The sequence below is a fragment of the Bradyrhizobium sp. AZCC 2262 genome, from assembly GCF_036924535.1.
Classification (GTDB): Bacteria; Pseudomonadota; Alphaproteobacteria; order Rhizobiales; family Xanthobacteraceae; genus Bradyrhizobium.
This window is the reverse complement of sequence record NZ_JAZHRT010000001.1, coordinates 5,804,816-5,825,579: the sequence shown is the minus strand read 5'-3', so window position 1 is coordinate 5,825,579 and position 20,764 is coordinate 5,804,816. Positions and strand designations below refer to the sequence as shown.

Sequence of the window (20,764 nt, the reverse complement as noted above, 5' to 3'; positions counted from 1 at the left end):
TTGAGTTTTTGCGACGGTCAGTTCGCCAGCGTCCTGGCGATGATATCTGAGCTCTTCTCCGCGACCATGATCGTCGCCGGGTGAATGTTCGGCGAGGGCATCGTCGGCACGACGGAGGCGTCGACGACCCGGAGACCATCGATGCCGCGAACGCGGAGCTGGCTATCGACGACGGCTCCGTCATCCTCGCCCATCCGGCAGGTGCCGCAGGGATGATAGACGGTCGAGCCGAACTTCCGGACGTAATCGGCTATCTGTTCGTCGCTCGTGATCTCCGGAGCGGGCCTGATCTGTTCGGTCACCAGCGAGCGGAATGGCTCGGCCGCGACGATTTGTCGGGCAATGCGAAAGGCCGCCAGCATGATGCGCATGTCGTCGGGGTCGGTCAGGTAATTGGCCTGGATGCGCGGTGGCGTGCGCCCCTCCGCGTCGCGCAGCGTAATTTCACCGCGGCTTTTCGGCCGGCAGACGCTGAAGATGAAGGTAAATCCCGGCCAGCGATGCAGGCCGGTCTTGAAGCCATCAGTCGAAAAATTGAGGCACTGGTACTGGATGTCAGGCACCGGCTCGGAGGGGGCTGATTTCGCAAACAGCGTCGCTTCGGTCGCGCCGACCGAGAGTTGTCCGGATCCCCTGAGCAGCCATTCGAACGCGAGTTTTACCGACTTGGCCGGGTTCATCACGGCTTCGTTCAGGGTATCGGTCGCGTTGGTCTTGAACGTGAAGCTTGACTGATAATGGTCCTGCAGATTCTTGCCGACGCCGGGAAGATCGCATTTCACGTCGATGCCAAGCTTCGTCAGTTCTGTGGCCGGGCCGATGCCGGAGGCGAGCAGCAGCACCGGAGAATTGATTGCGCCGCCCGAAACGACTAGCTCGCGTCGCGCGCCGATGCGCTGGATCTGGCCGTCACGCTCGATCTCGACGCCGATGGCGCGGCTTCCGTCGAACAGGATGCGGCGGACCCGGGTTTTCGTCATCAGCTCGAGATTTTTCCGCTTGAGGTTCGGCTTGAGATATCCGACCGCCGTCGAGCGGCGCCAGCCATTGTGGACATTGAGAGGTGCGAAGCCGACGCCGTCAATGCGCTCGCCGTTGAAGTCGGGGTTGCGCGGATACTGCAGGCGCTCGCAGGCCTCCACAAATGCCCGTGCTGTCGTCGAGGGGCGTTTGATGTTCGACACCGTCATCGGGCCGCCGGTGCCGTGCCACGCGTTGGCGCCATCAACGCTGTGCTCCATCCGCTTGAAATAGGGCAGTACGTCCTGGTAGCTCCAGCCGCGCGCGCCGAGGCGCTGCCATTCGTCATAGTCGGTGGGCGCGCCGCGCAGGAAGACGAGGCCGTTGATGGAACCGGAGCCGCCCAAAACCTTGCCGCGTGGCCAGATCACGGTTCGGCCGCCGAGACCTGGTTCGGGCTCGGTTTCGTAACCCCAGTTCATCTTCGGGTTCGGGACCAGTTTGCCGAAACCCATCGGAATGTGAATCCAGGGATTGCGATCGCGTCCGCCGGCCTCGATGACGCAAAGCGACACTTTTGGATTTTCCGTCAGTCGCGCCGACAGCACGCAGCCGGCGGAACCGCCGCCTACCACGACGACATCGAATTCAGCATCAAAACCGGATTTACGCATCAAGACGTTTCGCTCCCGATCTGCTTTTGCCGCAGAGGATAATGGCCGGCGGATGGTCCGGATAGGCTTGTGTTCGCGCTACTCGATCTTCGGCAGCACCATGTGCAGGTGATGGTTCGAGATCTGCATCAAGCCGTCAAAGGGCTGGCTGAGGTCGACGATCAGGAACAGCGCGCTCGATACGGAGAATGCGAAAACCAGAATGGACGCGATCACGATGGGGCTCGGTTCGGCGAACACGCTGAAGCTTGCAAAAATCACCACCAGCCAGAACGTGAGCACGATGAAGAACGGCACCGGGATCGCGTTGTCGCTCTGCGTGAAGACGAGTACCCGCGTCCGGCCGATCTCGGTGGTAGCCTGGACGATACGCGACTTCAGCGAGGTCTGTTCTTCGTTGGCCGGCGTCAGGCCCTCAACCGCGTTGTAGAACCGATCTGCAGTCCCGCTGACGACGAAGGTCGATTCGTGCCTGTTGCGCTCGGCATTCTCCTCCCAGATGCGGGAGGCGGCCGTCGAGATCAGCTCCCGCAGCAGCGTTCGCGCTGTTTTGGTTTCCGGCCCATATTTCAGGAGCATCTGGTCGACCAGCACGACATTGGCACCGAGCTGCCGGATGTTGGTATTCTGGCTGTCGTAGGAGTTTTTCGCCGACGCGATCATCAGGCCGATGACCAGCGCGGAGAGGGTCGAAAGAAAGCCGGCGCCGAGGCGGACGGCCTCCTTCGAGCCGCCGTCGAGCACACCGGCGGGCAGGAAGCGCTTCAGGCCCATGCCGATGGCCGCGCCGATCAGGATCGAGGCAAAGGAAGCCAGGAAAGCGGCGGTCGAACTCATGGTGTCGTCACCCTGTCATGATGCGGGCCGATGGGCATGGGAGTACTGCATATCGGGGCAAGCGCCCTCGGGCTACCCGCGACGATTTGCTGCGGCGCAATAGCAGGGGTGGTAACGTAGCCATATCAAACAGAACACTTGACCATCGCTACCCTCCTTGTGTGAGGTGAGGGCATGACCCGAATCCGGCTTTTCCTGTTCATAATTGCGGTATTGGCGCCTTCGCTTGCGGCGGCGCAGCAGTCCATGAAATTCGAGGAGGCTGCGGCCATGCTGGCCGCGAGCTGCGGCAAGGACATCGATGACAATTGCCGCGGCGTCAATCTCGATGCGACGCGCCTGAAGGAGTGCCTGGGCCGCAACCAGGACGTGGTGTCGGCGAAGTGCAAGGCCGATTATCCCCAGGCCTTCGGCGCCATCCAGCAGCGCATTACCGCGCGGACCTCCCTTCTAAAACTGTGCAATTGGGAATTTAAACACCTGTGCGGCGAGGTTCGGGAGGATCCCGTCAAGGGTCTGCAATGCCTGTTGGAGGCGACCAAGAAGGCGACCCCGAACTGCAACAAGGCGATCAGCGCAGCGGGGTATCGCTGATGCTTTGGGAGAAGAAGCTGCGCGGCATCGCTCTCGTGCTCGGCGCATCGGCGCCGCTTGCCTTGCCGATGGTGCCGGGCCGGGCGCAAACGGCGATGTCGAGCGGAGACATCATCGAGAAACTTGCCGTCGAAGCCGAGTCGGATATCGATCTGGCTGCTCTGAAGCAGCAGGCTGCCGATCGCATCAAGGCAAGGGCCGACGCCCAGCCGCAGAAGCGCCCACCGATCGTGCCTCAACTGACCAAACTGCCGCAAATCCGTTTCGACGTCGTGTTCGACCAGGACTCTTCCCTGATCCGGCCGGCCTCCTACCAGACGATCGGCAGCATCGCCGATGCGCTGACCGATCCGAAATTGCGGCCCTACCGCTATCTGATCGTCGATCATGTCGAATCCGCCGGAAGGCGTGACCACAATCTGATCCTGAGTCAGCGGCGCGCGGAATCGGTTCGGGATGTCCTGGTGAACACCTTCAAGGTATCGCCGAAGCGGCTTCAGGCTCTTGGTCTGGGCGAAGAACAGTTGCAGGATGTCAATCGCCCGGCGTCGCCTGCCAATGCGCGTGTCCAGCTCATTGCGATCGGCAAGTTTGAAGTGGCCGAACCGGCCAAGCCGGCAGCGCCGGCCGCTGCGGCCCCAAAAGGGGGCGCGGCAAAGAAAAAGAAACGCTGACCATTCTGCGGATGGATCAGCGCTGACAGGTCTGCGACGAGATGCCGGGCCGGGAGGAGTATCAATGTACAAACAGTTTTGGTCGGGAATGTCCGGCCTCCTTGTGGGATTAGCCATCATGACAACAACGCCCGCCGGCGCCGATGCGCTGAAAGACGAAATCGCGCCCACCGGCAAGCTGCGGGTGGCGATTGCGATCAGTCCGGCCGGTGGCGCGTTCTGGTCGACCAAGACCGAAACCGGTTATGCCGGCGTGCCGGTCGATCTCGGCAAGGCGATGGCCGAGCAACTTGGCGTCCCCGTCGAATATGTCGCGCACAACAATTCCGGGCAGATCGTCGATGCGGTGGGCAAGGGCGCCTGGGACATCACCTTCCTGCCGAAAGATCCCGAACGTGAGGGCAGGATGTCATTCGGGCCGATCTATGAGGTTGCGGACGCGACCTACATCGTCAAGCCGGGTTCACAGGTCACGAATTTCGCCACGCTTGATCATCCCGGTATCAAGGTCGCTGCCGTCAACAACACCACCACGATGCGCGGCGCCATCGCGCATCTGAAGAACGCCAAGGTCACGGGCTACCAGACCTACGACGAGATCTTCGGCCTGCTCAAGGCGGGCGAGATCGACGCGTTCGCGCTGTCGCGCGATCAGCTCAACGCCATGGCAAAACAGATCCCGGGCACGCGCGTGCTCGACGAGACCTTCAAGCAGACCGTGACGGCGGTTGCGGTGCCACCCAATCATCCGCTGTCGCTGGCGTTTGCGGTCAAGTTTCTGAACGAAGCGATCGCCAACGGTACGTTGCGCAAGGCCTATGACAACAACGGCCTGAAGGATCGGCCGGTGCGGACGCAGGCGAATTAGCTGGGACTCGCCTCTGACGGCAATCTGTCCACACATCACTCGCGCACTCTCTCTCCGTCATCCTGAGGTGCGAGCGAAGCGAGCCTCGAAGGATGGACGGCCCGTGGCCGTCGCCCTTCGAGACGCGCTTCGCGCTCCTCAGGGTGACGGATCACATTGGATTCAAGCTGCGCTCATCATGCTCCAGGCTGCGCGGCAGGCGCCAACATCTGTGCAACTGCACAAATACAAGGCATCCATGCCTGTCGGGACGTGCGCGATAAGGCAATAACCACGTAGAAATACGCGCTTTTTCGGCTCGGTGGCCAGATTCTCGACTGGCACATCGATTGCTTAATTGCTTCTCAGTCAATGACGACTGCCGTCTTACGGATCGCCAAGGCCAGCGTTGGCCCAAGTGCAGGGATCGAGCGACCTCACCGAGGCGCTTTGGAGCAGTCATCGGGACCATTCCCACGAAAGCTTGTGCATCTCTGTCTCTGATCGAGCGTGACCGTGTCACCCGCGGCGCCCAGGCGGAGCCCTCGCTCCTGCCGATGGCGCAGTGTCCGGCACGCCCGCCCACGAGATCGGCTTAGCTCTTTCACATCGGCGCGGCTTTTGTTGCCGGCGCTTTCTTGAATCCTTTCTGAGGAAATAAGGGGAACTGTAATGGCCTATCTCGTGCCTTCGGAATTCGTGACCAAGATGGTAGATGCCGGAGAATCCAAAATCTTCATGTCGACGCGCGACACGGTGATCCGCGCCTACATGGCAGGAGCCATTCTCGCGCTCGCCGCGGCCTTTGCGGTGACAGTCAACGTGTCGACCGGCGTTCCGATCGTCGGGGCGGCGCTGTTTCCGGTCGGCTTCTGCATGCTCTATTTGTTCGGCTTCGATCTCCTGACCGGCGTGTTCGTTCTGTCCCCGCTCGCCTGGATCGACAAGCGCCCGGGCGTGACGCTCGGCGGCGTGCTGCGCAACTGGGGCCTGGTGTTCATCGGCAATTTTCTCGGCGCCTTCACGGTCGCCGTGATGATGGCGATCGTCTTCACCTTCGGTTTCACCTCGCCGCCCGACAAGGTCGGCCAGGTGATCGGTACGATCGGCGAAGGACGCACCGTCGGCTATGCGGCGCATGGCGCCGGCGGCATGCTCACGCTGTTCGTTCGCGGCATGCTGTGCAACTGGATGGTCTCGGCCGGCGTCGTCGGTGCGATGATTTCGACCACCGTCAGCGGCAAGGTGATCGCGATGTGGATGCCGATCATGCTGTTCTTCTTCATGACCTTCGAGCATTCGATCGTGAACATGTTCCTGTTCCCGTCGGGCCTGCTGCTCGGCGGCAAGTTCACGATCATGGATTACCTGATCTGGAACGAGATCCCGACGGTCGTCGGCAATCTCGTCGGCGGTCTCGCCTTCACCGGCCTGACGCTGTACGCCACGCACATCAAGACTGCGCCGAAGCGCATCGCCGACCGTATCGCCGCGTGATGGGCGATTGACTTGAGTGGGCCTCGACCGTCCAGAGCGTTTTCGAGCGAAGTGGATACCGGTTCGCGTTAAGAAAACGCGTCAAAACGAAAATCTGGAGCTTCGGTTCTGATTTAATCAGAACCGAAGCTCCAGTCGAGGCCCTGCTCAATGGTCGTGAACATGCCGCGCGAACTGAAAATATCGGTCGGGCAACATTCTGACAAAGGTCGCAAGGAGACCAATCAGGATTTTCACGGCGTTCTGATTCCGGACGAACCTCTCCTGAGTCTCAAAGGCATCGCCATCGTGCTCGCCGACGGGATCAGCAGCAGCAGCGTCAGCCGGGTCGCGGCTGAGTCGGCGGTCAAGGGATTTCTCACGGACTATTACTGCACGTCGGAATCCTGGTCGGTGCGGACCTCGGCGCAGCGCGTGCTGGAAGCCACCAATTCCTGGCTGCACTCGCAAACCCGGCGCAGCCAGTATTCCTATGACCGGGATAAGGGATATGTCTGCACGCTGAGCGCCATGGTCCTCAAGTCGACCACCGGCCACATCTTTCACGTTGGCGACAGCCGGATCTACCGTCTTTCGGGCAATTCGCTCGAGCAATTGACCAACGACCACCGCGTCGTCATTTCCGCGGAACAGAGCTATCTCGGCCGTGCGCTCGGGGTGAATTCGCAGGTCGAAATCGATCATCTGACATTCAAGATCGAGAAGGGCGACACCTTCGTGCTGGTCACCGACGGCATCTACGAGCATGTCGGCGATCGCATCATTGCGAGGGCGATCAGGGACGGCTCGGCCGATCTGGACCTGGCCGCGAAGAACATCGTCGAAATGGCGTTCGATCTCGGCAGCAAGGACAATCTCACCGTCCAGATCGTCCGCGTCGACGAGGTGCCTGACGGTGCCGCCAGCGAAGTGTTCGCGCAGCCCCATGAACTGCCGTTGCCGCCGCTGCTGGAGGCGAGGGCGGTTTTCGACGGCTACAGAATCGTCCGCGAGCTGCACGGCTCCAGCCGCAGTCACATCTATCTCGCCGTCGACATCGAAACCGAGGCCGTGGTCACCATCAAGATCCCGTCTATCGATCTGCGCGACGATCCCGCCTACCTGAAGCGGTTCATGATGGAGGAGTGGGTGGCGCGGCGGATCGACAGCCCGCATGTGCTGAAACCCTGCCTGCTGCAGCGCAAGCGCAATTTCCTGTATGTCGCGACCGAATACATCGATGGGCAGACGCTGACGCAATGGATGATCGACAATCCGAAGCCGAGCCTGGAAACCGTGCGCGGCATCGTCGAGCAGATCGCCAAGGGGCTGCGCGCCTTCCACCGCAAGGAGATGCTGCACCAAGACATCAGGCCCGACAACATCATGATCGACGCCACGGGCACGGTGAAGATCATCGATTTCGGTTCGACCAAAATCACCGGAGTCGTCGAGGCCGCGCCGTCCGGCATGGGCAACGACATTCTGGGTACGCAGCAATATGTTGCGCCGGAATATTTCCTGGGTGAGCCGGCCACATCGCGCTCGGACCTGTTTTCGCTCGGCGTCATCACCTATCAGATGCTGACCGGAAAATTGCCCTACGGCGCGCAGATCGCAAATGCGCGGACGCGATCGCAGTTCAACAAGCTGGTCTACCGTCCGGCGACGCATGGCGACCGCGAATTGCCGCAATGGATCGACGGGACGCTGGAGAAGGCCGTGCATCCCAATCCATACAAGCGCTATGACAGTTTTTCGGAATTCCTGTTCGACCTGCGTCATCCCAACGCGAACTATCTCTCGACGTCCTCGACGCCGCTGATCGAGCGCAATCCGCTATTGTTCTGGAAAAGCACGACCATCGTGCTGGCGCTGGCGGTGATCGTGCTGCTTGCCATGCAGCACGGGATGCATCGCTAGAGCGTAATGAAGTAAGTCTGAATCAATGTGATCCGTCACCCTGAGGTGGCCGTGCGCAGCGCGGCCCTCGAAGGGCGACGGCCACGGGCCGCTCATCCTTCGAGGCTCGCTTCGCTCGCACCTCAGGATGACGGAACTGCGAGCGCGTTGCATCGACCTAATTAGCTGCTTTAGTTTGTTGCCCCCGCCGGAATCGGATCCATACCGCTCTTGACGATCTCGCCGCGCGCAGCGGGCGAGGCGAGGAACTTGATCAGCGCCTTGCCGGCATCCGGTTCTTTCGAGGCGTTGGCGATCCCGGCGGAGAATATCGTGATCTTCTGGAGCTCGTCCGGCAGCGGGCCGATGATGTCGATGCCTTCGACGGGCTTCAATTCGCTCATCTGCTGGAAGCCGATCTCGGCATCGCCATGGGCGACGATTTCGCCGACCGGGGTCGCCGGAATTTTTCGTGCCTTGCCCTGCATGGCCTCCTTGATGCCGAGCTTGTCGAACATCTCGGTCGAAACATAGACGCCGCTGGCGCTGTCGGAGTAGGCGATGGTCTTCGCGGCGAGAAGCGCGCGCTTGACCGCGTCCGCCGTAGAAATGTCCGGCTTCGGCGTGCCCGATTTCACGGCAACACCGATCGGCGACTTGACAAGATCAACGCTGCTGCCCGCGATCACCTTGCCATTCTTGGCGAGATCTTCGAGCGCATAGCCGACCATGATCAGGACATCGGCAGGCTCGCCGCGCTCCAGCCGCACCGGAATGGCATTGGTGGTGGTGCCCATCGAGGGCCCATAGGCGGTAAGCACCTTGTGGCCCGTGGCGCGTTCGAATTCGGGCACCAGTGCCTTGTAGGCCGCCGTCAGCCCGCCCGAAATCATCACGCGGACTTCGGCGGCGCCGGCCGTGACCGAAAGCAGGAATACGCTGAGGATGCCGAGCGCGAGGGGGCGAAGAGTTTTTGAAAGCCGCATGAAAATCCTCCCGGGACGACTCTTGAGCGGTCGGCCTTGGGAGGGTTTTACAGCGTGAGGGCGAGGGCGGCTAGTGCCACCTCGTCATTGCGAGCGGAAGCGAAGCAATCCATCTCTCCGCGCATGCGGGGGCCGATGGATTGCTTCGTCGCTTTCGCTCCCTTGCGCAAACGCTTCGCGTTTGTCGCAGGCAATGACGGGAAGAGAGTGGCGCGAACCCCTCTCACGCATTCATGTGCACGAAATCCCGCAGCAGCGGATAGATTTCGTTGTTCCAGCGCTTGCCGGAGAACACGCCGTAATGGCCGACGCCGGCCTGCATGTGGTGCACCTTGCGATAGGCGCGCACGCCGGTGCAGAGGTCCTGCGCCGCCAGCGTCTGCCCGATCGAGCAGATGTCGTCCTTTTCGCCTTCCACCGTCATCAGGCCCATGCGCTTGATCGAGGCCGGGTTCACCGGCCGGCCGCGATGCATCAGCTTGCCTTGCGGCAGCAGATGCTCCTGAAACACGTCGCGCACGGTCTCGATGTAGAACTCTGCCGGAAGATCCATCACCGCGAAATATTCGTCGTAGAAGGTCTTGATGAGTTCGGCCTTCTCCTTCTCGCCCTTCGCCAGGTGATTGGCGAGGTCGATGTGCTGCTTGATGTGGCGCTCGAGATTCATCGACACGAAGGCGGTGAGCTGAACGAAGCCGGGATAGACCTTGCGGAACGCGCCCTTGCACTGCACCGGAACGTAGTTGATCAGATTATCCGTGAACCAGTTGATCGGCTTGCTCTTGGCGAACTCGTTGACCTTGGTCGGCTGGATCCGCGTGTCGATCGGCCCGGCCATCAGGGTCAGGGTCGCCGGGCGGGAGGGATGGTTGTCTTCCGACATGACGGCGGCGGCGGCCAGCGCCGAGACTGACGGCTGGCAGATCGCCACCATGTGCGCGCGCGGTCCGATCTTGTCGAGGAAGGTGATGAGGTGGTCGGTGTAATCCTCCAGCCCGAAGCGGCCGTGGCCGAGCGGGATGTCGCGCGGGTTATGCCAGTCGGTGATGTAGACGTCGTGGTCCTGCAGCAGCGTCTTCACGGTGCCGCGCAACAGGGTGGCGAAATGGCCGGACATCGGCGCCACCAGCAACAGCCGGGGCTGCTCCGGCGCGTTCTCCTTCTTGAAATGCAGCAGTGAGCCGAACGGGGTGGCGAAGGTGACCTCCTCGGTCACCTCCAGTTCCTGATTGCCGACCAGTACCCGGTCGATGCCGTAGGCAGGCCGGTGGTAGGTGAGGGAGGAGCGCGAGATCAGTTCGAGCGAAGCGGCGAGCCGGCCAAACAGCCTGTCGGAGACGCCCTGCGGCACCAGATTGAGGTATTTCAGGGCCGCCGCGGCCCCGGTCCGCCATGGCGACGTCAGGTCCATGTGGTTCTGATAGGCTTGGTACATCATTGGCATCATTCACATCCGCCTTACTCCCTTGGTGTCATGCAATATCGAAGCCAGAGCAGGGCGGACCGCCTGCAAAACTGGCACGTGGCTTGCTCGGTAAAAGGCCTGGCGCACAGGCTTTGGGCGGCTCCCCAGCCTGCCAGGCGGGCGTTTGCGTTCGAGGGAAGGCCATATGGCGAAGACCACACTGACCATCTCCAGCAAGAATTATTCGTCCTGGTCGCTGCGCGGCTGGCTGCTGGCGAAATTCTCAGGACTTGAGTTCGAGGAGGTCGTCACCGCCCCCGACGATGCGTCGGCGCGGGCCGAAATCCTGCTGCTGTCGTCGTCGATCCTGGTGCCGTGCCTGCGCCACGAGGGTGCCACCATCTGGGATACGCTGGCGATCGCGGAATACCTCAACGAGGTCATGCCGGACGCCGGCCTGTTGCCGGCGGACCGTATCCAGCGTGCGCATTGCCGCTCGATCTGCGGCGAAATCCATTCCGGCTTCACCACGCTGCGCGCCTCGCTGCCGGTCAACCTGAAGGGCCATTTCCCGGGCTTCAAGATCTGGTCGCGCGCGCAGGCCGATATCGACCGGGTCAGCACCATCTGGCGCGAATGCCTGGCGGAGTCCGGCGGCCCGTTCCTGTTCGGCGAGCGCACCATGGCGGACGCGATGTACGCGCCCGTCGTCACCCGCTTCATGACCTATGACGTAAAGCTCGAACCACGGCTTGCGGCCTACGCCAGTACCATCATGGCGATGCCCGAAATGCAGCAATGGATCGAGGCCGCCAAGGCCGAGCCAGCCGACATCGAGGAGCTCGAGGTCGAATATTAGGCAGGCCTGGCGCGGCCTTGCCCGGGCGAAGGGCTCAGGCAACGGGCAGGTCTTGCTCAAGCCCGTGCCAGCCGTGAGCGGCGTGCAGCCGGTCCGCTGGCCGTTTTTCGCCGGGTCCTGAAACCGGATTCCTGCCTGCGGCCAAGCGGTTCGGTGCACCGCTGCAGGCTCTATCGCCGCACTGCAGCGCGCGTGGCGCGGATTTCGCATAGCAACATGCAGCCGTGAACGCGACGCTGCGACGCTGCCGAAAATTTGGACGCCTTCGCCTGGTCGCGATCTCGCCAACGCGAACCGTGGAGGCTTCAATGAACAAGCAGGCTGTCGTCAGCAAATTCTCTCACGTCAAACCCGGCGATACCGAATTCAAGGGCGGGGGTCTGCGCGACTTCTTCCTGTATCGCGATCTCGGCATCGCCGATGCGACCAGCGGGCAGGTGATCTGCCATCTGGTCAAGGCCAACCCCGATCTGCCGCCCGAGGAAGGCACCGGCTGGCACAAGCACGAATGCGAATTCCAGATCGTGATCATGACCAAGGGCTGGGCGCGGTTCATGTATGAGGACAAATCGACCCTGGTGCAGGCCGGCGACGTCGTCCACCAGCGGCCCGGCATCACGCATTACCTGTACGACTACTCGGAGGACATGGAGTACCTCGAGATCGTCAGCCCGGCCGATTTCAAGACCGTCGACGTGCCGCCAGCCGTCGACAAGGTGCCACCGCCGACCCCCTGGAAGTGACGATATGTCGTCCCCCGAGGAATTAACCTTTGTCGTCGGCCGCTGGCTGCGGCCGATTGTTGTGGTGCTGGATGTGGTGCGCCGCCTCGGATGGCGGACGACATCTAGCCGTGAACAACGGAGTACGGCGCCAAACAAGTGATTCGGGCGCGATTCGTTCCGTCGCCGTTCCGAACGTAAAGATCACGCGCAGTTCCGTCGCATTCTGACACAATGCGAGGGGTTCGGCTGCGCTTGCGGCATCCTCACATCGCGCTGGAACGCGGAAGCCGCCATCCGACCACCGTGGCCTCGACCATGCCGCCGGTCCTGTCATTGCGCCATTGGCCATCGATCCAGCGGCAGGCGAAGGGCAGTTGATAGGTTCCGCTGTGATCCTCGCAAAGAACTTCCACTGGCTGGTCGGGCGGCGGATCTCCGTTCCCGTCGAACTGCGCCAGCCGCTTTTCACGCGTTGCCATACAATCAATCTCCAATGCTACGGCCGTTTGAGGCGCGCGGCAAAATCCATCCACCGTTAACGGAATGAAGCACAACGCCTGAATGAGGTATCAGTATGGTATCATCGGGCTGGCGGGTCTGCTGCGTGCAAATTGCCGTGATGGACATTCCCCGTCCGCTGAATGCTTTTGGAACGAGGATTTTGATGGCCAGGATCATCTACGTCGCTGCCGCGCTGCTGATGGCGTCACTGCCGGCGACCGTTCGCGCGCAGGATGTTCCCGGCATCGAAATCTGCACCGTTGAAAAGACGATGGAGCGGCGCACCTCCTGCCTGCAGAGCAATGTCGACTTCCTGCAGAAGACGATCAACAAGCTCACGACCGATCATCAGCAGAAGATCGACGCCGCCAACCGCCAGATCGAGGCGCTGAAGGGCGCGGTCGCAGGTCTTCAGAAGGTCGTGAGCGACATGCAGGCGTCGCAGAACAAGGCAGCGGAAGACGCGAAGAAGGCCGCAGCGCCTGCGGCGAAGGATGCTGCGCCCGCGGCGAAGGATGCTGCGCCCGCCGCAAAGGATGCCGCGCCGGCAAAGGACGGCACGAAGTAGCGGCTCGCAGTCACGACACGCGGTATTGCTCCATCACGGCCTTGTCCGGTTCATAGCCAAGGCCGGGCCCCTGCGGGACGTCGACATCGCCGTTGGCATCGACGTCGACGCGGCCGCGCCAGAGGCATGCGGCGCGCTTCATGTAAAACATCTCGACGAAGGATGCGTCGTCGCGCAGCGACAGCAACTGCAGCGTCGCCAGCAAGCCCGGCCCGAAATAGGGCGAATGCGGCGCGAGCCTGACGCCAAGTTCGTCGGCCAATGCGACAACCCCGAGATATTCGCTGATGCCGCCGACCTTGATGACGGAGGGCTGCGCGTGGCTTACCGCGCCCGCCTTCATCATCTGCCTGAACTGATGAACCGTGCAGGCGTTTTCGCCGGCCGCAACGTTGAGCCCGCCTTTGGCTCGCACTTCGGCGAGCGTTGCAAAATCTTCCGGCGGCCAGACCGGCTCTTCGATGAACATCGGCGCGGCATCGCGGCAGGAATGCGCGAAAGCGATCGCCTCCTCGCCGTTCAGCGGACAGTTCAGGTCGACCATCAGCGGAATGCCGGGGCCGATCGCTTGCCGCGCGGCAAATACCGCAGGTGTTGTGGTCTCATGCAACTTGATCGCCTTGTAACCCTGCCGCAGCGCGGTCTCGCATTCGCTTGCGATCAATTCGGGTTTGCCGATCCGCAGCAGGCTTGCATAGGCGGGAATCCGCGTGCGTTTCGCCGCGCCGATCAAGCGATGCAACGGCACGCCCTTCGCTTTGGCGGCCAGGTCCCACAGCGCGATATCGAGCGCCGATATCGCGAACATGGTGATGCCATAGCGGCCGAACAGATGCAGGTTGCGCTGGATCTGTTCCATGACGGCGGGAATATCAGCCGCGTCGGGGACCTCGAGGCCGCGTGCTTGCGGCGCGATCATTTCCTCGACGGCGGTGTATGTTGTTCGCGGGCAGACATACGCAAAAGCATCACCCCAGCCGGTGATGCCGACATCGGTGGAAACCTCGACCATGACGATTTCCAGCGCGGAGATTGCAGATGCGCCCTGCTTGAAACTCGCCACCCCGGCGTCATAGGGGATGCGGACATGGTGCGCCCGGACATTGGTGATCAGCATGGTTCCCTCCAATCGTGCTCCGGTACATTGTCAGCGGCAGAAACAGAGAGCAAGGATTGTCAAATGAAACGCGAAGCAAACGATCATAATCGGATCGCTTCGTAGGAAAGCTGTCAGTCATGAATCCGGCCCAGAAAGCGCTCTGGTATATCGAAAGTCATCTCGCCGAACCATTGACGCTCGATGACGTCGCCGGCGTTGCCGGCGTCTCGCGCTTCCATCTGGTGCGGGCGTTCGCCACCGCCACCGGCATTTCGGTGATGCGCTATGTGCGTGCCCGAAGGCTCAGCAAGGCCGCGCAGGCGCTCGCGGCAGGCGCCCCCGATATTCTCAGCCTCGCGCTGGATGCGGACTACGGCTCTCACGAAGCTTTCACCCGCGCGTTCCGCGACCATTTCGGCGTCACGCCGGAGATGGTTCGCGCCGCAACGTGCCTCGATCGTCTCAAGCTTCAGGAGCCCATCGTCATGGACTCAACCCTGCTCGACAATCTCAAGCCTCCGCGTTTCGAAACCGGCAAGCCGTTTCTGGTCTCCGGCATCGCCGAACGCTGCACCCATGAAAACTGCGGCGCCGGCATTCCGAACCTGTGGCACCAGTTTCACCAGAGCGTCGACCACATCCCGGCGCGGATCGGCAAGGTCGCCTATGGCGTCTGCTGCAACGGCGACGACGCCGGCAATTTCGACTACGTCGCCGGCGTCGAGGTCGCCGACTTCTCCGACCTGCCGCGCGAGTTCGCGCGCGTGCGGATTCCCGAACAGAAATATGCTGTCTTCACCCACGCCGAGCATATCTCGACCATCCGCCGCACCGTCAACACGATCTGGAATCACTGGCTGCCGGCATCCGGCATGAAAGCGGCCGACGCCCCGAGTTTTGAGCGCTACGACGAGAATTTCGATCCGGCTACCGGCAATGGCGGGCTGGAGATCTGGGTGCCGGTGAGGGAATAGCATCACCGCAATGCTGCCCTGCGCCGCGGGATTGCCCGCGGTTGCTTGGCAAGCGTGATCTGCTTTGCCATAACATGACGCAACGAAATGTTGCGCGTGCGGTCGAGCCTGGAATTCGCCTGCGCCCAAGAAATGCCGGGAGGATTCATGGCCGATATCCGCGTTCTCGCCACCGATCTGGAATTTCCGGAAGGCCCTGTCGTCATGCCCGACGGCTCGGTCGTGCTGGTCGAAATCCGCGGCAAGCGGCTGACGCGGGTTTATCCCGACGGGCGGAAAGAGGTCGTCGCGCAGATTCCGGGCGGCCCGAACGGTGCCGCGCTCGGCCCCGACGGCAAAATGTATATCTGCAACAATGGCGGCTTCAGCTGGATTCCGACCGGCAAGATGATCATGCCGGGGCCGCAGCCCGATGACTATCAGGGTGGCTCGATCCAGCGCGTCGATATGCAGAGCGGCAAGGTCGAGACCGTCGTCGACAGATGCGGCGAGCATGCGCTGCGGGGCCCCAACGACCTGGTGTTCGACAAGCACGGCGGCCTCTGGTTCTCCGACCTCGGCAAGCGCCGCGCCCGCGACATGGATGTCGGCGCGTTCTACTATCTCAAGCCGGGCATGAAGGAGATCGTCGAGGCCGTGCACGGCGTGCTGCCCGCCAACGGCATCGGCCTGTCGCCGGACGAGAAGACGGTCTACATCGCGGAGACGCCGACCGCGCGGCTGTGGGCCTACGAAATTGCCGAGCCCGGCACCATCAAGCCGCGCGACGTGATTTATCGCGGCGAGCGCGGCAAGCCGATCGCGGGGCTCGGCGGCTACCAGATGTTCGATTCGATGGCAGTGGAAGCCAACGGCAATGTCTGCGTAGCGACGCTGGTCTCGGGATGCATCTCGGTGATCGCGCCCGACGGCAAGCTCGTCGAGCAGGTTCCGACCGGTGACCGCGTCACCACCAACATCGCCTTTGGCGGGCCTGAACTGAAGACCGCCTACATCACGCTGTCAGGCAAGGGCGAGCTGATCGCGATGGATTGGGCGCGCCCTGGACTGGCGCTGAATTTTTTGAACAAGTGACGATTGCGCCAAAACGCAATCGTCATCCCGGGGCGATGCGAAGCATCGAACCCGGGATCTCGAGATTCCGGGTTCGATGCCTCGCGTCGCCCCGGAATGACGATGATGGATCGCTGTCGCTCCTCGCAATGACGGTGAGAGAACGGAGTTTTGAATGGCCTTTCTTGAACCGGTTACCCTTCGCGGCGAGTACGCGCGGCTGGAGCCGTTGTCGCACGATCACATCGACGGACTCGTGGAAGCCGTGAGCGACGGCGAGCTGTGGAAGCTCTGGTACACCTTCATCCCGACCGCCGAAAACATGAAAAAGGAAATCGACCGCCGGCTCGGCCTGTTCGCGGCCGGCTCGATGCTGCCATTCACGGTGTTTGATGCCGAGGGCAAGATCGCCGGCATGTCGACCTATATGAACGTCGATGCCGCCAACCGCCGCGTCGAAATCGGCTCCACCTGGTATGCCAAGCGCGTGCAGCGCAGCGCGCTCAATACGCAGTGCAAATTGCTGTTGCTGACGCATGCCTTCGAGCAGCTCAACTGCATTGCGGTAGAGTTCCGCACGCACTTCTTCAATCACCAGAGCCGGCGCGGCATCGAGCGTCTGGGCGCCAAACAGGATGGCATCCTGAGAAGCCACCAGATCGCGCCGAACGGCACGTTGCGCGACACCGTGGTTTACAGCATCATCGCCAGCGAATGGCCGACGGTGAAGGCACATCTCACCTATCAACTCAACGACAAGCCGCGGTAACTAAGCCGCGCCAGAAGCGAGACGATGGAAACGTTCGATTATGTGATTATCGGCGCGGGCTCCGCAGGCAGCGTGCTCGCCAACCGGCTCAGTGAAGATGCTGCGAGCCGCATCTGTGTACTGGAAGCGGGACCAACTGATTGGCACCCGTACATTCATCTGCCGGCCGGCTTCATCAAGACGTTCCACATGAAGAGCGTCAACTGGGGCTACAGCCAAGAGCCCGGCCCGTGGACCGGCGGTCGCAGCATTTACGCGCCGCGCGGCAAGACGCTGGGCGGATCGTCGTCGATCAACGGCCACATCTACAACCGCGGCCAGCGCCAGGATTTCGACACCTGGGCGCAGCTCGGCAACCGCGGCTGGGGCTATCCGGATATCTTGCCGTACTTCAAGCGTCTGGAGCGACGGGTCGGCGAGGGCGATGAGACCTTTCGCGGACGCAACGGCAACCTCACCGTCACCACCATGGACTGGAACGATCCGCTCTGCGAAGCCTTCATGGAAGGCGCCATGAGCCTCGGCATTCCGCGCAACCCCGACTACAACGGCGCGATCCAGGAGGGCGTGTCCTACTGCCAGCGCACCATCGAAAATGGCCTGCGCATGAGTGCCGCGAAGGCGTTCCTGCATCCGGCACGCAAGCGCGGCAATGTCGATGTGCGGACGTACGCGCATGTCACCAATCTCATTTTCGAAGGCAAGCGCGCGGTCGGCGTGCGCTATCTCAAAGGCGGCAAGGGCGGTGCGCCGGTCGAGGTGCGCGCCAGCAAGGAAGTGATTCTTTCCGGCGGCACTTACAACTCTCCGCAGGTGCTGCAATTGTCCGGCGTCGGCTCGCCGGAATTGTTGCAATCGCACGGCATCGAGGTCCGTCACGCGCTGCCGGGCGTCGGCGAAGGCCTGCAGGACCATTACGCGCCGCGTTCGGTCGCGCGCGTCAAGAACATCAGGACCATCAATGAACTCAGGCGCGGCGTGAGCCTCTGGGTCGAGGCGCTGAAATGGGCGACGACGCGGCGCGGCCTGCTGTCGCTGTCGCCGACCATGGTCTATTGCTTCTGGCACTCCGGCGAGACTACCGAAAGCTCCGACCTGCAGCTCACGTTTACACCCGCAAGCTACAAGGAAGGCGTGCAGGGCCAGCTTGAGGATGAGCCCGGCATGACGGTTGCCTCATGGCAGCAGCGCCCCGAGAGCCGCGGTTATGTCCGCATCCGCTCCGCCGATCCGTTCGCGCCGCCGATCATCCAGACCAATTACCTCGTCGAGGAGATCGACCGCCGCGTCGTCGTCGCCGGCATGAAGCTGGCGCGCCGGCTGCTCGCGTCCGCGCCGCTCGCGCCGTACTATGCTTATGAGGATTTCCCCGGGCCCAAGGTGCAGAGCGACGACGAATTTTTGGCCGCCGCCACCGAGCGCGGCACCACCACGTTCCATCCCGGCTGCACCTGCCGCATGGGACCGGCGGACGCCAAATGGGCCGTGGTCGACGACCAGTTGCGCGTGCACGGCCTGCAGGGCCTGCGCGTGGTCGACGCCTCGATCATGCCGCGGATGATCTCGGCCAATCTCAACGCCTCGACGCTGATGATCGCCGACAAGGCCTCCGACATGATCCGCGGCAAGACCGCGCTGGAGGCGGTCAGGTTCCCGGTGCCGGCCTAGAATTGGCGCGAGGAGCATGGCGTTCGCGATCAAGGCCGAGGTTTCCGATCCGCGGTCGAAGACGTTCGCGTTCACCGCGCAAAAGACCATGTATGGCGGCAAGCATATCGCCGAGGGCGATACGGTTTTCGTGTTCGCGAGCGAGAACGAGGGCGGTCAAGGCCTGATTGCGTGCGGCGTTGTCATTTCGGCCGAAGCGACCGCCAGGAAGCGCGGCATCATCAGGCAAACGCCGCGCGTGAGCGTCACCATCGGACGCACCGCGCGCGCGAAGCGGCCGCTCGGGCGGAGCGAACTCAAGCATTTCACCGACTGGAATGACGGCCAACCCGCGACCGAACTCAATTTCAAGTTCTATCGTCAGGCAACGAACAAGATCGTCGGCATCTCGGATGAAGCAGCGGCGTTTCTCGGCGAATTCTTCTAGCGAGACAGGCGCCTCCAGGCGCTAGGCCACGTCAGCCCGGTACAGCGTGTCGATGGTCACAACGCCGATCGCGCGGGACACACAGGGGCAGATCTTGCGGTTGTCCTGCTTCTGCTGGTCGCTGAAGAACACGTCGCGATGGTCGATCTCGCCCTCGACGGCAACGACGTCGACGGCGCAGATGCCGCATTCGCCGCGCTGGCAGTCCGAGATCACCTCAAAACCGGCGCCGTTCAGTGCGTCCAGCATCGAGCTGTTCTGCGGCACGACGAGTTCGGTGTCGGTATCCTTCAGGCGCACGCGGAATTCGGCTGTCGGCTTCAGGCCGCTGGAGCCGAAGGTCTCATAACGCAGATCGGCCGGCGCTCTTCCCGCGTTATTCCAGGCGCGACGCGCCGCTTCCAGCATCCGCATCGGTCCGCACATGATGGCGATGGCGTCATCCGGCAAGGCCCGGAAGGTGGTATCCAGATCGAGCCGGGCGCCTTCATCGGAGGCGTGCACGATCAAGAGATCACCGAGCAGCGCGGTGAGTTCGTCGAGGAAGGCGGCGTCGGCGCGTGATTTGACGGCATAGTGCAGGGGAGCGTCGATATTCCTTCGGCGCAGGGCGGCTGCGATACCAGTGACCGGCGTGATGCCGATGCCGCCGGCGATCAGGCAATAGTTCTTCCTGGTCCAGTCGATTTCGAGCAGGGACGCCGGATTTGAGGTCTCGATCCGCGCGCCGGCTCGCAAATTCCACATGCCGCGCGAGCCGCCGCGGCTGTCCGCTGCGAGCCGCACCGCGATGCGATAGGTGCTGGGATCGCTGTTCTCCACCAGCGAATAGGAGCGCCGCGCCGGCTGCCCCTCGATCAGCACGGAAACGCCGATGTGGCTGCCGGCCGGGTAGGGCGGCACGCGGCCGTTCTCGGGGCGCAATCTGAATTCGCGGATCGCGGGCGTCACGTCGCGGACAGTTTCGACGGTGCACCAGCTCCATTGCTCGGCAAAACGCATGGGCGCTTTCCTATTCGGCTGACGATTTGAGCAAAGCGAGCGCAGGCATCAGTTCGAGATGCGTGCGGTTTCGGATCGCGAGCCGGAGATTGCGCGCGGCGAGGCGCGAATGCTCGCGCAACACGGCTTCGGCCCGGGCACCCTCGCGGTTCTCGATCGCGTCGACCACGATGCGATGATGATCCTGTGCGAGCAGCAGGATCTGGTGCGCTTCCGGCAATGCCGACTGCGCCATCACAAACGCGCTGGGGGAGGCGAACGGCAGCGCGGAGACGCGATCGATTTCGCGGATCAGTGGCGCGCTCGCGGATAGTTCATTGAGCAGCGCGTGAAACCGCGCATTCATGGTCACATAGGCGGAAAACGCTTCGACTGAAATCGGATCCTGCCGCACCAGTTGATCGAGGTCGGCGAGGCATTCCTTCAATGGCTCGAGGCTCCGCGCGCTGACGCCGCGCTCGGCCGCAAAGCGGGCAGCGAGGCCCTCCAGCGTGCCGCGCAGTTCGATCGAATCCAGGATGTCGCGTTCGGTAAACGCCTTCACCATGAAACCGCCGGAGGGGATCGCCTGCAGCAGGCCTTCATCCTCCAGCCGCACCAGCGCCAACCGCACCGGCGTCCGCGACACGCCCGTGATGTCGACCGCCTGCAGCTCGGAGATGCGCTCGCCCGGGCGCAGCCGCCCCGACAGGATCATGTCGCGCAGCGCGAGTTGCGCGCGCACGGTCTGTGAGACGGAGCGCTCGGCGTCGCGTTCGCTCATG

Annotated in this window: 21 protein-coding genes; 13 read left to right on the top strand and 8 right to left on the bottom strand. The window is 62.5% G+C overall.

All coding sequences use genetic code 11. The annotated features are described in order from the left end of the window. Window positions 1-17: 17 nt before the first annotated feature. Window positions 18-1,634 carry a GMC family oxidoreductase gene (locus V1283_RS27375; RefSeq protein ID WP_334389680.1) on the bottom strand — a complete coding sequence of 539 codons (1,617 nt, stop codon included), beginning with the start codon at window positions 1,632-1,634 and terminating at the stop codon, window positions 18-20. A gap of 78 nt (window positions 1,635-1,712) precedes the next feature. Beyond that, complete coding sequence (locus V1283_RS27370) at window positions 1,713-2,471, bottom strand: bestrophin-like domain (RefSeq protein WP_334389679.1); 759 nt, start codon at window positions 2,469-2,471, stop codon at window positions 1,713-1,715. 174 nt (window positions 2,472-2,645) lie between these two features. Between V1283_RS27370 and V1283_RS27365 the strand changes: the two genes are divergently transcribed. From V1283_RS27365 to V1283_RS27345, 5 genes are all read left to right on the top strand, one after another. Continuing rightward, on the top strand, window positions 2,646-3,065 hold the full coding sequence (locus V1283_RS27365) for a hypothetical protein (protein ID WP_334389678.1): 420 nt from the start codon (window positions 2,646-2,648) through the stop codon (window positions 3,063-3,065). Continuing rightward, window positions 3,065-3,739, top strand: a complete 675-nt coding sequence (locus V1283_RS27360) for an OmpA family protein (RefSeq protein ID WP_334389676.1) — start codon at window positions 3,065-3,067, stop codon at window positions 3,737-3,739. The genes V1283_RS27365 and V1283_RS27360 overlap by 1 nt, the downstream gene beginning before the upstream one ends. A gap of 118 nt (window positions 3,740-3,857) precedes the next feature. After that, a complete protein-coding gene (locus V1283_RS27355) occupies window positions 3,858-4,607 on the top strand; it encodes a transporter substrate-binding domain-containing protein (protein ID WP_334389675.1) in 750 nt (249 codons plus the stop codon). Between the two features lie 651 nt (window positions 4,608-5,258). After that, window positions 5,259-6,083, top strand: a complete 825-nt coding sequence (locus V1283_RS27350; RefSeq protein WP_334389674.1) for a formate/nitrite transporter family protein — start codon at window positions 5,259-5,261, stop codon at window positions 6,081-6,083. 162 nt (window positions 6,084-6,245) lie between these two features. After that, window positions 6,246-7,985, top strand: coding sequence for a bifunctional protein-serine/threonine kinase/phosphatase (locus V1283_RS27345; RefSeq protein ID WP_334393191.1), 1,740 nt, complete (start codon window positions 6,246-6,248; stop codon window positions 7,983-7,985). 170 nt (window positions 7,986-8,155) lie between these two features. Here the strand turns inward: V1283_RS27345 and V1283_RS27340 are convergent, their stop codons facing one another. Then, a complete protein-coding gene (locus V1283_RS27340; protein WP_334389673.1) occupies window positions 8,156-8,950 on the bottom strand; it encodes a substrate-binding domain-containing protein in 795 nt (264 codons plus the stop codon). A gap of 223 nt (window positions 8,951-9,173) precedes the next feature. Next, window positions 9,174-10,397 (bottom strand): polyhydroxyalkanoate depolymerase, encoded by a 1,224-nt coding sequence (locus V1283_RS27335; RefSeq protein WP_334389672.1) that lies wholly within the window; start codon window positions 10,395-10,397, stop codon window positions 9,174-9,176. 163 nt (window positions 10,398-10,560) lie between these two features. Between V1283_RS27335 and V1283_RS27330 the strand changes: the two genes are divergently transcribed. Beyond that, window positions 10,561-11,214: a glutathione S-transferase family protein gene (locus tag V1283_RS27330; protein ID WP_334389671.1), complete on the top strand. Its 654-nt coding sequence runs from the start codon at window positions 10,561-10,563 to the stop codon at window positions 11,212-11,214. A gap of 308 nt (window positions 11,215-11,522) precedes the next feature. Next, a complete protein-coding gene (locus tag V1283_RS27325) occupies window positions 11,523-11,957 on the top strand; it encodes a cupin domain-containing protein (RefSeq protein ID WP_334389670.1) in 435 nt (144 codons plus the stop codon). A gap of 245 nt (window positions 11,958-12,202) precedes the next feature. Here V1283_RS27325 and V1283_RS27320 read toward each other — a convergent pair whose 3' ends face one another. Then, window positions 12,203-12,418: a hypothetical protein gene (locus V1283_RS27320; protein WP_334389669.1), complete on the bottom strand. Its 216-nt coding sequence runs from the start codon at window positions 12,416-12,418 to the stop codon at window positions 12,203-12,205. A 185-nt stretch (window positions 12,419-12,603) separates the two neighbouring features. Between V1283_RS27320 and V1283_RS27315 the strand changes: the two genes are divergently transcribed. Next, window positions 12,604-13,008: a hypothetical protein gene (locus tag V1283_RS27315; RefSeq protein ID WP_334389668.1), complete on the top strand. Its 405-nt coding sequence runs from the start codon at window positions 12,604-12,606 to the stop codon at window positions 13,006-13,008. 10 nt (window positions 13,009-13,018) lie between these two features. Here V1283_RS27315 and V1283_RS27310 read toward each other — a convergent pair whose 3' ends face one another. Then, a complete protein-coding gene (locus tag V1283_RS27310; RefSeq protein ID WP_334389667.1) occupies window positions 13,019-14,125 on the bottom strand; it encodes a mandelate racemase/muconate lactonizing enzyme family protein in 1,107 nt (368 codons plus the stop codon). A gap of 119 nt (window positions 14,126-14,244) precedes the next feature. On the opposite strand from V1283_RS27310, the gene V1283_RS27305 reads away from it, so the two are divergent. From V1283_RS27305 to V1283_RS27285, 5 genes are all read left to right on the top strand, one after another. Continuing rightward, on the top strand, window positions 14,245-15,081 hold the full coding sequence (locus tag V1283_RS27305) for an AraC family transcriptional regulator (RefSeq protein ID WP_334389666.1): 837 nt from the start codon (window positions 14,245-14,247) through the stop codon (window positions 15,079-15,081). Window positions 15,082-15,228: 147 nt separating this feature from the next. Next, on the top strand, window positions 15,229-16,155 hold the full coding sequence (locus tag V1283_RS27300; RefSeq protein ID WP_334389665.1) for an SMP-30/gluconolactonase/LRE family protein: 927 nt from the start codon (window positions 15,229-15,231) through the stop codon (window positions 16,153-16,155). 154 nt (window positions 16,156-16,309) lie between these two features. Next, on the top strand, window positions 16,310-16,903 hold the full coding sequence (locus tag V1283_RS27295; protein ID WP_334389664.1) for a GNAT family N-acetyltransferase: 594 nt from the start codon (window positions 16,310-16,312) through the stop codon (window positions 16,901-16,903). A gap of 24 nt (window positions 16,904-16,927) precedes the next feature. Further along, on the top strand, window positions 16,928-18,571 hold the full coding sequence (locus V1283_RS27290) for a GMC family oxidoreductase (RefSeq protein WP_334389663.1): 1,644 nt from the start codon (window positions 16,928-16,930) through the stop codon (window positions 18,569-18,571). Window positions 18,572-18,587: 16 nt separating this feature from the next. After that, window positions 18,588-18,998, top strand: coding sequence for a hypothetical protein (locus V1283_RS27285; RefSeq protein ID WP_334389662.1), 411 nt, complete (start codon window positions 18,588-18,590; stop codon window positions 18,996-18,998). Window positions 18,999-19,019: 21 nt separating this feature from the next. On the opposite strand, the gene V1283_RS27280 is transcribed toward V1283_RS27285, so the two are convergent. Then, a complete protein-coding gene (locus V1283_RS27280) occupies window positions 19,020-20,000 on the bottom strand; it encodes a PDR/VanB family oxidoreductase (RefSeq protein WP_334389661.1) in 981 nt (326 codons plus the stop codon). A gap of 10 nt (window positions 20,001-20,010) precedes the next feature. Then, complete coding sequence (locus V1283_RS27275) at window positions 20,011-20,763, bottom strand: GntR family transcriptional regulator (protein WP_334389660.1); 753 nt, start codon at window positions 20,761-20,763, stop codon at window positions 20,011-20,013. Window position 20,764 lies beyond the last annotated feature (1 nt).